Annotated in this window: 14 protein-coding genes; 9 read left to right on the top strand and 5 right to left on the bottom strand. The window is 63.1% G+C overall.

From position 1 onward, the window contains the following. Positions 1-46 precede the first annotated feature (46 nt). The gene (locus H7993_RS03165) at positions 47-214 is read left to right on the top strand and encodes a DUF6021 family protein (RefSeq protein WP_185793410.1); all 168 of its coding nucleotides are present in this window, start codon (positions 47-49) and stop codon (positions 212-214) included. Positions 215-352: 138 nt separating this feature from the next. Then, entirely contained in the window at positions 353-622 is a 270-nt protein-coding gene (locus H7993_RS03160; protein ID WP_122477018.1) for a DUF1652 domain-containing protein, read from the top strand. On the opposite strand, the gene H7993_RS03155 is transcribed toward H7993_RS03160, so the two are convergent. Beyond that, complete coding sequence (locus H7993_RS03155; RefSeq protein WP_425311965.1) at positions 623-1897, bottom strand: MFS transporter; 1275 nt, start codon at positions 1895-1897, stop codon at positions 623-625. A gap of 586 nt (positions 1898-2483) precedes the next feature. After that, a complete protein-coding gene (locus H7993_RS03150; RefSeq protein ID WP_244646831.1) occupies positions 2484-3635 on the bottom strand; it encodes an aldose epimerase family protein in 1152 nt (383 codons plus the stop codon). A 292-nt stretch (positions 3636-3927) separates the two neighbouring features. On the opposite strand from H7993_RS03150, the gene H7993_RS03145 reads away from it, so the two are divergent. From H7993_RS03145 to araH, 3 genes are all read left to right on the top strand, one after another. Beyond that, the gene (locus tag H7993_RS03145; protein ID WP_122477021.1) at positions 3928-4929 is read left to right on the top strand and encodes a substrate-binding domain-containing protein; all 1002 of its coding nucleotides are present in this window, start codon (positions 3928-3930) and stop codon (positions 4927-4929) included. A gap of 76 nt (positions 4930-5005) precedes the next feature. Then, the gene (araG, locus tag H7993_RS03140; protein WP_185793408.1) at positions 5006-6505 is read left to right on the top strand and encodes an L-arabinose ABC transporter ATP-binding protein AraG; all 1500 of its coding nucleotides are present in this window, start codon (positions 5006-5008) and stop codon (positions 6503-6505) included. A 21-nt stretch (positions 6506-6526) separates the two neighbouring features. Further along, the gene (gene araH / locus H7993_RS03135; RefSeq protein ID WP_122477025.1) at positions 6527-7492 is read left to right on the top strand and encodes an L-arabinose ABC transporter permease AraH; all 966 of its coding nucleotides are present in this window, start codon (positions 6527-6529) and stop codon (positions 7490-7492) included. A 109-nt stretch (positions 7493-7601) separates the two neighbouring features. Here the strand turns inward: araH and H7993_RS03130 are convergent, their stop codons facing one another. After that, entirely contained in the window at positions 7602-8954 is a 1353-nt protein-coding gene (locus H7993_RS03130; RefSeq protein WP_122477027.1) for a GntP family permease, read from the bottom strand. Between the two features lie 105 nt (positions 8955-9059). Beyond that, positions 9060-9590, bottom strand: a complete 531-nt coding sequence (locus tag H7993_RS03125) for a gluconokinase (protein ID WP_185793407.1) — start codon at positions 9588-9590, stop codon at positions 9060-9062. A gap of 181 nt (positions 9591-9771) precedes the next feature. Between H7993_RS03125 and gntR the strand changes: the two genes are divergently transcribed. Beyond that, entirely contained in the window at positions 9772-10788 is a 1017-nt protein-coding gene (gene gntR, locus H7993_RS03120) for an HTH-type transcriptional regulator GntR (protein ID WP_185793406.1), read from the top strand. A 314-nt stretch (positions 10789-11102) separates the two neighbouring features. Here the strand turns inward: gntR and H7993_RS03115 are convergent, their stop codons facing one another. Continuing rightward, a complete protein-coding gene (locus tag H7993_RS03115; protein WP_122478229.1) occupies positions 11103-11987 on the bottom strand; it encodes an AraC family transcriptional regulator in 885 nt (294 codons plus the stop codon). A 170-nt stretch (positions 11988-12157) separates the two neighbouring features. Here H7993_RS03115 and H7993_RS03110 point away from each other — a divergent pair, with 170 nt between their 5' ends. The 3 genes from H7993_RS03110 (at position 12158) to H7993_RS03100 (ending at position 15767) form a co-directional block, all read left to right on the top strand. Beyond that, positions 12158-13210, top strand: coding sequence for an NAD(P)-dependent alcohol dehydrogenase (locus H7993_RS03110; RefSeq protein ID WP_185793405.1), 1053 nt, complete (start codon positions 12158-12160; stop codon positions 13208-13210). A gap of 441 nt (positions 13211-13651) precedes the next feature. Beyond that, a complete protein-coding gene (locus tag H7993_RS03105; RefSeq protein ID WP_244646828.1) occupies positions 13652-14722 on the top strand; it encodes a glycosyltransferase family 4 protein in 1071 nt (356 codons plus the stop codon). After that, complete coding sequence (locus H7993_RS03100; protein WP_185793404.1) at positions 14715-15767, top strand: hypothetical protein; 1053 nt, start codon at positions 14715-14717, stop codon at positions 15765-15767. Before H7993_RS03105 ends, H7993_RS03100 begins: the two co-directional genes overlap by 8 nt. Positions 15768-15778 lie beyond the last annotated feature (11 nt).

Genomic DNA, 15778 nt, shown 5'->3' with positions numbered 1-15778 from the left:
AGCAGCGCTATCGCGCCGATGGCCCCCATTCAAGACCGGAGGATTTATGAGCAACGAGACCAAGCCCGATAACGACCTGGGGTTCGACCCGGACTCTCCCGACCTTTCCGACCCGCAGGTCGATCCGATCGGGCCCGCCAAGAAGCCCGAAGGCGACACGTCGGAAAAAACCGGTGACGCAGATAAATATCCGCCCTATGGCACCAAGGACTGAGTCTGGTAGCCTTGTGCAGGCAGCCCTCGGTGCCTGCCTGCCGCACCACGCTGAAAGCGTGAGCGCGCCGCCCTGCCGAGTGGCCGTACTCACGCTGCGACACGTCTCCAGCCATGACATCGCCAGGAGAAGCTCTAGATGATTCCCACCACTGAAATGCGCCGCATCGTCGAAGCCAGCTTCGCACCCCTCAAATGCCATTGCACATTGAATCCGGGGGGCACCATGACGGTCGAAGTGTCCGACCCGGCCAGTGGTCAGGTCGACCTGTTGATGGTAGGTGTCGATACCCAGCCGTTGTCCAGCAGTCGGGCGATTGCCGAACTGGTGGCGCAGCTGCGTGCCGAGCTCAAGGGCAACCAGGAGTGGTTCTGCCGCCATGCCCCGCGCGGCGCTAGCCGGTCGTGATCAGGCTGGTGTCTTCTGGCGCTCGGGCAATGCCTGCTCGTTGTTCTCGATGGTCCACAGCGGTCTGAACAGCCGTGTCCACAAGGCGACGATCACCAGCGTACTGACAGCGCCGAACAACACTGCTGGCACCGTGCCCAGCGCCGTCGCGCTGACCCCTGCACGGAATTCGCCCAGTTCGTTCGAAGAGCCGATGAATAACATGTTCACCGCGCTGACCCGTCCACGCATATCGTCGGGCGTGGCGAACTGGATCAGCGAAGAGCGGATGTACACGCTGATCATGTCTGCTGCCCCAGCGACGAACAGCGCCGCGCACGACACCCAGAACCACGTGGACAAAGCGAACACCAGGTTGGCCACGCCGAACACGGCCACCGCGAGGAACATGCGCTGGCCCATCCGCGCGTTGAGCGGACGGATGCTCAGGTAGAAACCCATGCCCAGTTCACCCAGTGCGATGGCGCTGCGCAGCAGGCCCAGCCCGGCGGGGCCGACATGGAGAATTTCCGCAGCATAGATCGGCAACAGGGCGACCACGCCACCGAGCAGCACCGCGAACAGGTCCAGCGATATCGCACCGAGGATGATCGGCCGCGAGGTGATGAAGCGGATGCCAGCGGTGAAGCGACTCACTGCTGTGGTCTGATCATCCACCGGCCGCACGATGCGCACGCTGGGTACCCACTGCAGCAGCAGCACACCCAGGGCGAAGCCCAGCAGGCAGATGCCGAACGTCCAGCCACCGATGGCGGCATACAGCAGCCCGCCCAGCAGGGGGCCGGCAATTACCGCCACTTTCATGATCATGCTGTTGGTGGCGATGGCCTGGGCCAGATGCTCGCGCGCAACGATCTGCGGCAGCAGGCTCTGCACGGCGGGCCCGGTGAACGCGCGGGTACAGCCGAACACGAACAACGCGACGTAGTAGGGCCAGGTGTCGACGGTTTCACTCAGGGCCAGCCACAGCAGCGCGGCGGAGGAGAGCACCGACACGCTCCAGCTGATCTGCAGGATGCGCCGCCGGTCGAAGCGATCCAGCAGATCCCCGGCCGGCAGCAGCAACAGCACCATGGGGATGAACTGCGCCAGGCCGACGTAGGCCAGTGTCAGTGGATGGCGGGTCATGTCGTACATGTGCCAGGCGACAACGATGGCCTGGATCTGCATGGCGAACATGGCCGCGAGACGCACCATGAGGAAGGCACGGAAGCCGGGCTGGGAGAATATGGCGGTGGAGTTGCGTTTCAAGGTCGACGTTCTTGTGCCAGTCAATGGGTCACGCGATCAGCGCATACGTATCAAGATGTTAACGAAGACCGAGTGTACGTGATCAGGTGTCAGGTGCGCATCCGCTTGCGCACCGTTGAGTGCCTGCGGCACGTTTGGTGTGTCGATAATGACTATTGACGAACGCAATAGTGGCGCCTCGGTTCGGCTGGTATCTTTGATTTCGAAGTTTGAATACGAGGCCAGGCGCTGATTCTTCCCCGCATAGCGACTGGCCCAGTGCTCTGCTTCAACTCTCTTTGGTTAGATTTTCAGCCACCTCACGTCAGTGCGGTGGCTTTTTTTTGCCCACGATCCATGCCCGATATCCGTAGGAGCGGTCCGTGGCCGCGAAACGGGCGCTGCGGTCGATCAGGCACATCGCAGTCAGCCTTTCGCAGCCGATGACCGCTCCTACAGGCGCTGTCCACCTCACGTAGGAGCGGTCCGTGGCCGCGAAACGGGCGCTGCGGTCGGTCAGGCACATCGCAGTCAGCCTTTCGCGGCCGATGACCGCTCCTACAGGCGCTGTCTACCTCACGTAGGAGCGGTCCGTGGCCGCGAAACGGGCGCTGCGGTCGGTCAGGCCGAATCACTGCGCCGAGAAGGCAAACACCGTGGTGTGGGTGTAGGTCTGGCCGGGATCGAGGCGGGTGCTGGCGAACGTGGGCTGGTTGGGGGCATCGGGGAAGTGCTGGGTTTCGAGGGTGAAGGCGCCCCAGTGCGGATACACCTTGCCACCCTTGCCGCGAACGGTGCCGTCGAGGAAGTTGCTGGTATAGAACTGCACGCCCGGCTCGGTGGTGTACAGCGTCAAGGTGCGCCCCGACACCGGGTCGGTCACCTTGGCGGCCTCGCGTTTCAAGTCGCCTGCGCTGTCGAGCACCCAATTGAAATCGAAGCCGCCTTGTTTCGGCTCGGCGAATGCCAGTTGCTCATGCTTGGCGCCGATGTGCTTGCCAATGGCGGTAGGGGCGAGGAAATCCATCGGCGTGCCTTTCACCGGTGCCAACTCGCCGGTCGGGATCAACTTCGCCGTCACCGGCGTGTAGCGGCTCGCATGCAAGGTGGCCACCTGCTTCAACACATCGCCACTGCCGGCACCGGCCAGATTGAAATAGCTGTGGTTGGTCAGGTTGAGCACGGTCGGCTTGTCGGTGGTGGCCTTGTACTGCACGCGCAGTTCGTTGCGTTCGTTCAGGCTGTAGGTGACCTGGGTCGCCAGGGTCCCGGGAAAGCCCATCTCGCCATCGGGCGAGCGATAGGTGAAGGTGGCCGCGACCTGGTCGGCATCCTGCGTGGCCTCTACGGCCCAGACGTGTTTGTCGAACCCTCGAGTGCCGCCGTGCAGGGCATTGCTCTTGTCATTGAGCGGTACCGAATAGGTCTGCCCGTCCAGGCTGAACTTGCCCCCGGCCAGGCGGTTGCCGAAGCGGCCGATGGTGGCGCCGAAATACACGGTGGGATTGGCCTGGTAGCCCTGCACGTCATCGAAGCCCAGCACCACATCCGCCACCTGGCCTTTTTTGTCGGGTACGTGCAGCGCCTGCAAGGTGGCGCCGTAGGTAATGATGCTAGCTTTCATACCGTGGCTGTTGCTCAGGGTGATCTTTTCCAGCGGCGTGCCATCGGGCAGCGCGCCGAAGCTTTCGCGGGTCGAAGTCAAGCCTGCCGCATGGGCAGAGATGGAAGCAGTCATGAGGGTCAATCCAATGGCGCTGAGCAGTTTTTGATGAATAGGCATGTAAGGCGTTCCGTAGTTTTTTATAGGAAATGGCTGGATCCCGGGGTTGGACAACCGGACTCCGGCGGTGGCTGCACTGGCAGGTATAGCTGAAATTCGACGTCCGTAAAAATAAATGGTAATACTATTTGCCAGATCACTCGTGGTGTCATTTCTGACAGGATCTACGACACGCCGCTGTGGATGGCGCAAGCGTGACGTTACGTTACAAATGCCCATCCTGTTATATGGTATGACTATTCGCTGATGTTGCTGGACGCTGTAGCTATTCAATAAAAATAAGGAGTTAGCTATGTTGAGTCGTCATGGGATCCGTTCCCTGTGCTGTGCCGCCCTGACCGCCGCGATGTTCGCAGGCTCGTCGGCTTCGTGGGCCGAAGAGGTCAAGATCGGTTTTCTGGTCAAGCAGGCTGAAGAGCCCTGGTTCCAGACCGAGTGGGCCTTTGCCGAGAAGGCCGGCAAGGACAAAGGCTTCAAGGTCATCAAGATCGCCGTGCCCGACGGCGAGAAAACTCTTTCCGCTATCGACAGCCTGGCCGCCAATGGGGTCAAGGGCTTCGTCATCTGCCCCCCTGACGTTGCGCTAGGTCCGGCCATCGTGGCCAAGGCCAAACTCAATGACATGAAAGTAATGGCCGTCGACGATCGCTTCGTCGATGCCAAGGGCAACTTCATGGAGGACGTGCCGTACCTGGGCATGGCCGCCTTCGAAGTCGGCGAGAAGCAGGGCATGGCCATGGCCGGCGAAGCCAAGAAGCGTGGCTGGGACTGGAAAGACACCTACGCCATCATCAATACCTACAACGAGCTGGATACCGGCAAGAAGCGCACCGACGGCTCGGTCAAGGCGCTGAAGGCTGCGGGCCTGCCGACCGAGCACATTCTGTTCGCCGCGCAGAAGACCCTCGACGTACCCGGCAGCATGGACGCTACCAACTCCACGCTGGTCAAGCTGCCGTCAGGCGCCAAGAATCTGATCATCGGCGGCATGAACGACAACACCGTGCTGGGTGGCGTGCGCGCCACCGAAAGTGCGGGGTTCGCTGCAGCCAACGTGATCGGCATCGGCATCAACGGCACCGATGCCATCGGCGAGCTGAAGAAAGCCAACAGCGGCTTCTTCGGCTCCATGCTGCCCAGCCCCCATACCGAGGGCTACAACACGGCAAGCATGATGTTCGAGTGGGTCACCACCGGCAAGGAGCCGCCCAAATACACCGCCATGGATGACGTGACCCTGATCACCCGCGAGAACTTCAAGCAGGAACTGGAAAAGATCGGTTTGTGGAACTGATCTGACCCATGGCCTCTGCCCCGGCAGAGGCAGATTCTTCACGGCGTGCCGTGATGCCTGCTCTGGAGTTGTATCCATGCGTGTAGAGTCATTGCGTTTCAACGGTATCGGCAAGAATTTTCCGGGCGTGCGCGCACTGTCGGACATCAGCTTCGAAGTTCGCCCGGGCAGCGTGCATGCCCTGATGGGCGAAAACGGTGCCGGCAAGTCCACCTTGTTGAAGATCCTGGGCGGTGCCTACCAGCCCAGCACGGGCAGCCTGCAGATTGGCAGCCAGAGCCTGGTGTTCAAGTCCGCTGCCGAAAGCATCGGCAGCGGCGTGGCCGTGATTCACCAGGAGCTGCACCTGGTGCCGGAAATGAGCGTGGCGGAAAACCTGCTGCTGGGCCACATGCCAGCGCGTTTCGGCCTGATCGATCGCAGCGCCATGCTGCGCCGTGCCGGCGAGCTGCTCGCCGGTCTGGCCGACGAGATCGATCCGCGCCAGCGCTTGGGCAGTCTGTCCCTGGGCCAGCGGCAGTTGGTCGAGATTGCCAAGGCGATGTCGCGCAATGCCCATGTGATCGCCTTCGACGAGCCGACCAGTAGCTTGTCGGCACGGGAAATCGACCGGCTGATGACGATCATTGCCAAGCTGCGCGACGAGGGCAGGGTGGTCCTCTATGTCTCCCACCGCATGGAAGAGATATTCCGCATCTGCGACGCCGTCACGGTGTTCAAGGATGGTCGCTACGTGCGCACTTTCGACGACATGGCCGAGTTGACCCACGACCAGCTGGTGACCTGCATGGTCGGCCGCGATATCCAGGACATCTACAACTACCGTCCTCGCCCTCATCAGGGCCAGGCACTGCGCGTCGATGGCCTGCTGGGGCCGGGCCTGCACGAGGCGGTCAGTTTCAGCGTCGCCAAGGGTGAAGTGCTGGGCTTCTTCGGGCTGGTGGGCGCAGGCCGCACCGAGCTGTTGCGCCTGCTGTCCGGATTGGCCGCCAGCAAGGCAGGCAGCCTCACCCTCGATGGGCGTTCGCTGACCCTGGCCAACCCGCGCGACGCCATCGCCGCGGGCATTCTATTGTGCCCCGAGGATCGCAAGAAGGAAGGCATCGTACCCCTGGCCAGCGTGGCCGAAAACATCAACATCGGCGCCCGCGACCGCCACCTCACCCTGGGCTGCCTGGTGCAGGGCCCGTGGGAAAAGGAGAACGCCGCGCGCCAGATCAAGACGCTGAACATCAAGACCCCGTCCGCCGAGCAGCCGATCATGTACCTCTCCGGCGGCAACCAGCAGAAGGCCATCCTCGGTCGCTGGCTGTCGATGCCGATGAAGGTCCTGTTGCTCGACGAACCCACACGAGGCATCGACATCGGTGCCAAGGCCGAGATCTACCAGATCATTCACGGCCTGGCCGCCGATGGTATCGCGGTGATCGTCGTGTCCAGCGACCTGATGGAAGTGATCGGCATCAGCGATCGAATCCTGGTCATGAGTGAAGGTGCGTTGACCGGCGAAGTGCTGCGCGAGCAGGCGCAGGAATCCAGGTTGCTGCAATTGGCACTGCCGCGCACTCGCGGCTGAACAATAACAACAGAGGTGCTTATGTCTACGCAAAACACGCTGCCGGCCCCCCGCCAGGGTCTCAACCTGCGTCGCTTTCTGGACGAGTGGGTGATGCTGCTCGCCGCGCTGGCGATCTTCGTGCTGTGCACGATGTTCATCGACAACTTCCTCTCGCCATTGAACATGCGCGGGCTGGGCCTGGCCATTTCGACCACCGGCATTGCGGCCTGCACCATGCTTTACTGCCTGGCGTCCGGGCATTTCGACCTGTCCGTGGGTTCGGTGATTGCGTGCGCCGGGGTCATTGCGGCGGTGGTGATGCGCGACACCGAAAGCGTGCTGCTGGGCGTGGGCGCGGCCTTGCTGATGGGGCTGGTGGTTGGCCTGATCAACGGCATCGTCATCGCCAAGTTGCGCATCAATGCCTTGATCGCGACCCTGGCGACGATGCAGATCGTGCGCGGCCTGGCCTATATCTTTTCCAATGGCAAGGCGGTCGGGGTCATGCAGGAGGACTTCTTCATCTTCGGCAATGGCCAGTTGATGGGCGTGCCGGTGCCGATCCTGATCACCATCGTCTGCTTCATCTTCTTCGGTTGGTTGCTCAACTACACCACCTATGGACGCAACACCATGGCCATCGGTGGCAACCAGGAAGCGGCGCTGCTGGCGGGTGTGCACGTGGATCGCACCAAGATCATCATCTTTGCCGTGCACGGTGTGATCGGTGCGCTGGCCGGTGTGGTACTGGCGTCGCGGATGACCTCGGGCCAGCCGATGATCGGCCAGGGCTTCGAATTGACGGTGATCTCGGCGTGTGTGCTGGGCGGGGTGTCGCTGGCCGGGGGCATTGGCATGATTCGCCACGTGATCGCCGGCGTGCTGATTCTGGCGATCATCGAGAACGCGATGAACCTGAAGAATATCGACACCTTCTATCAGTACGTGATTCGCGGGACGATTCTGCTGATCGCGGTGATCATCGATCGCTTGAAGCGGCGCTGATCTGCGGGGGGCTTTCGCGGCCGATGACCGCTCCTACAGGGGAATGCACATCTGTAGGAGCGGTCATCGGCCGCGAATAGGCGCTACCCAATTGCATATGTGATCGGGTTCAGACCACCATCGACAACAGCAGGATGAAGATCAGGCCGACAACGGACAGGATGGTTTCCATCACGGTCCAGGTCTTCAGGGTTTCGGTCACGGTCATGTTGAAGTACTGCTTGACCAGCCAGAAACCCGCGTCGTTGACGTGGGACAGGATCACCGAGCCGGCGCCGGTGGCCAGCACCAGCAGCTCACGGTTGACGCCGGGCATCATGCCGATGACCGGGGCGACGATACCGGCACCGGTGATGGTCGCGACCGTTGCCGAGCCTGTTGCAACGCGAATCACCGCAGCCACCAGCCACGCCAGCAGAATCGGATTGACCTCGGCCTGCACGGCCATCTGGCCGATGATGTTGCCCACACCGGTATCCACCAGCATCTGCTTGAAACCACCGCCAGCGCCGACGATCAGCACGATGGCCGCAGTCGGGGCCAGGCTCTGGTCCAACAGTTTCATGATCTTCGAACGGTCGAAACCGCGCGCCACACCAAAGGTGTAGAAGGCCAGCAACAGGGCCGCGAGCAGCGCGGTGATCGGGTGGCCGATGAAGTCCATCCACTGGCGGAACAGGTTCTCTGCCGGCAAGGCCACGTCGGCGAAGGTCTTGAGCATCATCAGGAACACGGGCAGCAGGATGGTGATCAGGGTCACCGCGAAGCTGGGCAGGTTCTGGTTGTCCGACTCCTTGGCAATCTGGTCCATCAGCTCCTTGGAAGGATTGCCCGGAATGTACTTGGAGATGAACGAGCCGAAGATCGGGCCGGCGATCATCGCAGTGGGCAGGCCGACGATCAGGCCGTAGAGAATGGTCTTGCCGATATCGGCGTTGAAGATGCCGATGGCCAGCAGCGGACCCGGATGTGGCGGCACCAGGCCGTGGACCACCGAAAGACCGGCAAGCAGCGGGATGCCGATCTTCACCAGCGACACGCCGGAACGGCGGGCGACGATGAACACCAGCGGGATCAGCAGCACGAAGCCGATCTCGAAGAACAGCGGGATGCCCACCAGGAACGCGGAGAACATCATTGCCCAGTGGATGCGCTTGACCCCGAACTTGCGGATCAGGGTTTGCGCGATCTGGTCGGCGCCGCCCGAATCGGCCATCAGTTTGCCGAGCATGGTGCCCAGCGCAAGGATGATGCCGACGAATCCAAGCACCCCGCCGAAGCCGTCCTGGAAGGACTTCATGACCTTGACCACCGGCAAACCGGACGTCAGGCCGAGGAAGATCGCCGCAATGGTGAGTGCGACGAAGGGGTGGACCTTGAACTGGGTGATAAGCACGATCAGACCAATGATGGTGACCAGTGCATCGAGCAGCAAGTAAGTGTCGTGAGCTAAGCCAAACATAAAGGTTTGCCTCGTGTTGTCGTTGTTGTGGGCGCAACGGTTGTGGTTGGGGACATCAGGCACTGCTGCGCGGGATGCTCAGACAGCGCTGTCTTCAAGTGCCGATCAAGCCAGCGTGGAAGTGCCGTGCTCGACCAGCCAGTGTTCCACCTGCTGCGCCAGGTCCACGATGGGAGTGGTGGCGTCCAGGTCCAGGGTCAGGGGTTCGCCGGTCGGCGGTTCCAGTGCAGCGAACTGGCTGTCGATGAGGCTGGCCGGCATGAAGTGACCGGGCCGATGGGCGACGCGGTTGGCGGCTTCTTCGCGGGTCAATGCGAGAAACACGAAGCCCAGGCCAGGCACGGCTTCGCGCAGGGTCTTGCGATACTTGAGCTTGAGCGCCGAGCAGGTCAGCACGGGGCGTTGCCCGGACTCGATGCAGGCACGCATTTCCTCGCCCAGACGCACCAGCCAACCGGCGCGGTCGTTGTCGTCGAGGGGGTGGCCGGCGCTCATCTTGGCGATGTTGGCCTCGGGATGAAAGCTGTCGCCTTCGATCAGGCGGCCGCCGCTGCGGCCAACGATGGCGGCACCGACGCTGCTCTTGCCGCAGCCGGATACTCCCATCACCACCAAAGCGTTCAGAGGGGCATTCATCAAGTCACTCCTGCTGGGGCCGGCCGTTCGTGGATACGGCGCCCTCATCTTATTGATCTTGTCAAAGCAGTCTGGTGCAGCCTGCGGTAATAGCAAGGCACAAATCATTATTGCTCTGGATTCGAGACAGCGCTACCTTACCTCAACTCTTTTTCATTGCAAGTAGATAACAACAAGAATCATGGCGCGAATCGGTTCACGCGCAACTGGCCTGCCCACCCTGGCCGAAGTTGCCAAACTTTCAGGTGTTTCCCCCATTACGGCTTCACGCGCATTGCGCGGGGTGTCGACGGTCGCTCCACAATTGGCCACCAAGGTGCTGGAGGCCGCGCAGACCCTGGGCTATGTGGTCAACCCGGCGGCACGCGCGCTGGCCTCGGCGCAGAGCCAGTCGGTCGTGGTGCTCATTCCCTCGTTGTCCAACCATTTGTTCATCGACACGCTGGAAGCCATCCATGAAGTGATGCGCCCGCGCGGGCTGGAAGTACTGATCGGTAACTACCACTACGATGTCGACGAAGAAGAAAACCTCATTCGCAACTACCTGGCCTACAAGCCGGGCGGCATCCTGCTGACGGGCATGAGCCGCACCGAGCGTGCGCATGCCATGTTGCACAACAGTGGTGTGCCGTGCGTGCACATGATGGAGTTGGGCGCCAGCGGCGGGCGTGCCTGTGTCGGCTTTTCCCAGGAGCAGGCCGGAAGCGTGGCGGCGCAGCATCTGCTGGACGCCGGGCGCCGACGCCTGGGCTATGTGGCCGCGCAGCTCGACCCGCGTGTGATGCAGCGCGCCGAAGGATTCAGGGCGGCGCTTGAGAGGGCGGGGGTGCATGATCCCCAACTCGAGGTGCTGTGCCCGCAGCCTTCGTCGATCGGCTTGGGTGGCGAGTTGTTCGCTGACCTGATGCAGCGTCACCCAGATGTCGACGGGGTGTTCTTCTGCAATGACGACCTGGCCCAGGGCGCCATCTACGAGGCCCAGCGCTTGGGCATCGCCATTCCGGGACGAGTGGGCATGGTGGGCTTCAACGATCTGCCGGGTTCGGCGCATCTGGTACCGCGCCTGACCTCGATCCGTACCCCGCGCGCCGAGATCGGCCGCAAGGCCGCGCAGATGTTACTCGACAGCATGGCTGGCAAGAGTAACAGCGCCCAGGCAATCGACCTCGGCTTCGAGCTGGTCGTACGCGAAACCTGACCGGGCGTCCCTGATGCCACGCGGTGATGCCGGACGCGGCTTGCGCCGCTGCTACAGGGGATCGCGGTGCTTCTGTAGCAGCGGCGCGAGCCGCGTCGGCGGTGGGCGCGGTGTGTCTGATGCCACGCGGTGATGCCGGACGCGGCTTGCGCCGCTGCTAAAGGGGATCGCGGTGCTTCTGTAGCAGCGGCGCGAGCCGCGTCGGCGGTGGGAGCAGTGTGCCTGATGCCACGCGGTGATGCCGGACGCGGCTTGCGCCGCTGCTACAGGGGATCGCGGTGCTTCTGTAGCAGCGGCGCGAGCCGCGTCGGGGTTCAGCGCGTTACTCGTTCCTGGCCAGGGCTGTGGTTGAACAGGCGTTTGTATTCCCGGCTGAACTGCGAGGTGCTCTGGTAACCCACGCGCAACGCGACCTGGTTGACGTTCATTGCATCCGCGACCAGCAGCGCGCGCGCCTTGAGCAGGCGCAGGCGCTTGATGTACTGCACGGGCGAGGCCAGCGTATTGCGCTTGAAATGCTCGTGAAACGTCGAAGCACTCATGTTCGCCCGTCGCGCCAGGTCGTCGACTTGCAGCGGCTGCTCGTAATGCGCGTGCAGCCAGGACAGCGCGCCGGCGATACGTGCGAATTGCCCTTGCTGTTCGACCAGCGCGCGCAGCACATGCCCATTGGGACCGCGCAGTGCGGTGTAAAGCACCTCGCGCAACCGGGCCTGCGCCATGGCCAGGCGCTCCTGGGGATCATGCAGGCACTGCAGCAGCCGTTCCACCGCGCCGCGCATGGCGTCGTCCAGCGCTACGGCAGTCATCGACTCGGTGGTCTGTGCCTGGCTCGGGCCGGGCTCCATGGCCAGCACCAGTTCACCCAACAGCGTTCGATCGATCGGGATAGATACACCGAGCAGGGGCAACTGCTCGCTGGCGAAGGTCTCGCACTCGAACGGCACTGGCAGTGCCTGTATCAGGTAGTGGCCCGCACCGTATTCCAGGGTGCGCTCGCCCAGGTACGCCAGTTTGCTGCCCTGGGCGATCACCATCAGGCTCGGTTCGTAGATCTGCGCGGTCCGCGCGACGTGGCTGCGGCACGAAACCACGCGCAGGCCGTCGATGGCCGTCGGGATCCAGTCATCGGCAATGGCCAGCGGGCGAATCAGCTGTACCAGGCGGGCGTTGGCGTCGAGGTGTTTGGTCAGGCTCATGGGATACCACAGATCAGGCATGAAATCAGTCGTGGATCATCGCACGTTCGGGCCCCGTTTGCGGGGTGCTCGGAGGAATGGGCATTCATTGCGCAGGATCGGACATGGCCGCAGGCGCGCGGGAAAGCCACAATCTAAGCCTGATCATTTTTCGTTTCGAGAGGTTTACCATGTCCAAGGCACTCGGCTACGCCGCGCTTTCGCCCACCACGCCCCTGGCGCCCTTGAGCTTCGAACGTCGCGCCTTGCGCCCTGACGATGTCAGCATCGAAATCCAGTATTGCGGCGTCTGCCACTCTGACTTGCACCAGGCCCGCAACGACTGGGGCATTGCGGTGTACCCACTGGTACCGGGCCACGAAATCGTTGGCCGCGTGGTTGCCGTCGGTTCCCAGGTGCAGAAGTACGCCGTGGGCGACCGCGTCGGCGTGGGCTGCATGGTCGACTCGTGCCAGCATTGCGATGCCTGCCACGCGGACCTGGAGCAGTACTGCCTGGAAGGCCCGACCATGACCTACGCCACGCCTGATCGCGTGGACGGCAGCAACACCATGGGCGGTTATTCCGACAGTATCGTGGTCAGCGAGAATTTCGTGGTGCGCATTCCCGACGGCCTCGACCCGGCCAACGCCGCGCCGATCCTGTGCGCCGGGATCACCACCTATTCGCCGCTCAAGCATTACGGCGTCAAGCCGGGTGACAAGGTCGGCATTCTGGGCATGGGTGGCCTGGGCCACATGGGCATCAAGTTCGCCAAGGCGCTGGGCGCCGAAGTGACCCTGTTCACCCGTTCGGCGAGCAAGGCTGCCGAGGGCCGTCGCCAAGGTGCGGACCATGTGATCGTATCGACCGATGCCGAGCAGATGAAGGCCGCCGCCGAGACCTTCGACTTCCTGCTCGACACCATTCCGGTGCCGCACGACCTGAACCCCTACCTGGAAACCCTGCGTTTCGACGGTGTGCACATTCTGGTCGGGCTGATCCAGCCGGTAGATCCTGCCCTGCATGCGGCCAACCTGGTGCTCAAGCGCCGCGTTCTGGCCGGTTCGTTGATCGGTGGTATCAAGGAAACCCAGGAAGTCCTGGATTTCTGCGCCGAGCACGACATCACCTGCGATATCGAGATGCTGGACATCAAGAACATTAACGAGGCGTTCGAGCGCATGCACGCCGGTGACGTGAAGTACCGCTTCGTGATCGACATGGCCACCCTCAAGGCCTGATGCGGCAGGGTATAACCTGTGCAGGAGCGGCCTGATGCCGCGAACCGGGCGCTGCGGTGTGTCAGTCAATCCGCGGTGTGCTTTTCGCGGCCGCTGACCGCTCCTACGGGTACGCGGTTACCTGTAGGAGCGGTCCATGGCCGCGAACCGGGCGCTGCGGTGTGTCGGTCAATCCGCGGTGTGCTTTTCGCGGCCGCTGACCGCTCCTACGGATACGAGGTCACCTGTAGGAGCGGCCTGAGGCCGCGAACCGGGCGCTGCGGCGTGTCAGTCAATCCGCGGTGTGCTTTTCGCGGCCGCTGACCGCTCCTACGGATACGAGGTCACCTGTAGGAGCGGCCTGATGCCGCGAACCGGGCGCTGCGGTATCGCGCTGCTACTTTATGCAACCATTCCTGCGCGCCAGCCTCAAAGCTGCAATCCGTGCCAGGAACATCCCCGATGTCTTCATCTTCCGCCCGCCCGTTGCGCATCGGTGTGCTGACGCACATCAAACACCCCATTCGCCAACCGTTCGCCGGCGGCCTGGAAGCGTTCACCCACGATGTGACATCCGGGCTGATGCAACGCGGCCATGACGTCACGCTGTTCGCCAGCTCGTCCAGCGATCCGGCGCTCAACATTGTCCCGGTGTGGGATGACACCACCTACAAGGACGGTCGACGGGCCTGCCTGAGCTCCGAGTACATCGAGGAGCATCACGCCTACCTCAAAGCGATGCAGAACATCGACGACCGCCGCTTCGACGTCATCTTCAACAACAGCCTGCACTATGTGCCTGCGACCATGGCCTCGATGATTCGCACGCCGATGCTGACGGTGCTGCACACCCCACCTTTCTTCGAATTGATCAACGCCTACAGCGGCGAGCGCCGCGCCGGGCACTTCGCGACCATCTCCGAGGCCAACGCACGGCAGTGGAAAGAGGTCGTTCCCGAGTGCCGTGTCATCCCCAACGGCATCGACCTGCAGCTGTGGTCGCCGCGCGCGGCACCGCTCGAGCATGCCATCTGGTTCGGGCGGCTGGTGCCGGACAAGGGCGCGCACCTGGCCATGGACGCCGCGAAACTGGCCGGCGTACCGCTGCGCCTGGCCGGTCAGGCGGTCGACCCGCGTTACTTCAAGGAGCAGATCCAGCCGCGCTTGAATGACCAGTGCCAGTACCTTGGCCACTTGGGCCGTGACGAACTGGCCATCGAGCTGGCCAGCGCGTCCGCCGCCTTGGTCACCCCGTGCTGGGAAGAGCCCTTCGGCCTGGTCGTGGCAGAAGCCCTGGCCTGCGGCACACCGGTAGCGGCCTTCGCCCGCGGCGCGGTGGGCGATCTGCTGACCGACGCAACCGGTGCGCTGGCCGCAGGCGGCGACGTTGAAGGCCTGGCACACGCTTTGCGCCTGGCCCGGCGCAAGTCACGCCTGGCCTGCCGCCTGCACGCCGAGAGCCAATGGAGCCACGAGGTCATGCTCGACCGCTACGACGCGCTGTTGCGGCAAGTGGCCGACGCCGGTGCCTGAGCGCGCACAGGTCGGCTACTACGTGCATCACCACGGCTCCGGCCATGGCATGCGCGCCCTGGCCATCGCCCGGCACATGGACTGCGACGTCACGTTGATCGGCTCGCGGTTGCCCGACGCCGACTACTCCTCGACGATCAAGGCCCTGCAGTTGCCCGGCGACACTGCGCCCGGCATGCATGTGGAGAGCTTTCCCGCGCTGCATTACGCGCCCTTGGCCGTGGACGGGCTGCGCGAACGCATGGGGCTTCTGGCCGACTGGATGCGTAGCGCCTGGCCGTGTCTGCTGGTGGTCGATGTATCCGTGGAAGTGGCGATGCTGGCGCGCCTGTTCGGCGTACCGTGCGTGTACATGCGCCAGCACGGCGAACGTACCGACCCGGCCCATCTGCAGGCCTATGCATCGGCCTCACGCTTGCTTGCGCCATACCCGGCCTCGATGGAGTGCAGCCAGATGCCCGACTGGGTGCTGGCCAAGACCGACCACTGCGGTTGGGTGTCCCGCTACAGCCAGCAAAGCAGCGCTCACGTGGCGCCTGAGCATGGCGCGGTGCTGGTGATCACCGGGCAGGGTGGCACGGCCTTCACCGTCGATTCACTGATCGCCATTGCCAGACGCTGCCCCGAAGATCAATTTCGTGTAGCCGGACCGCTGCCCGCCAGTGACCTGCCGCTGCCGGGAAACCTGACGCTGCTGGGGCACCTGGTCGACCCCTTGCCGGAACTGCTGCGTGCCGAGATCGTGGTAGGCAGTGCCGGGGACAATGTGGTCGCCGAGGTCGCGCATATGGGCGGGCGTTTGATCGCCATCGCCGAGCAGCGCCCGTTCGATGAGCAACGCCTGCAGGCGTTGCAGCTTGAAAGGTTGGGCGTGGCACTGGGTGTGCTCGGTGTGCCGGCTGCAGATCAGTGGCCGGCTCTACTGCAGAGGGCTCGGCACCTGCCCGGTCGCCGCGGCTGGCAGGCATTGCTCAACGACAATGCCGCAGCCGACGCCGCTCGGATCGTTGTGGGTACGCTGCACAGTCATTTCGGATCGAGCTGATGGAGGGCTGG

The organism is Pseudomonas baltica, assembly GCF_014235765.1.
Lineage (GTDB): Bacteria > Pseudomonadota > Gammaproteobacteria > Pseudomonadales > Pseudomonadaceae > Aquipseudomonas > Aquipseudomonas baltica.
The sequence above is the reverse complement of the archived record's forward strand: the minus strand, read 5'-3'. Positions and strand labels throughout refer to the sequence as shown.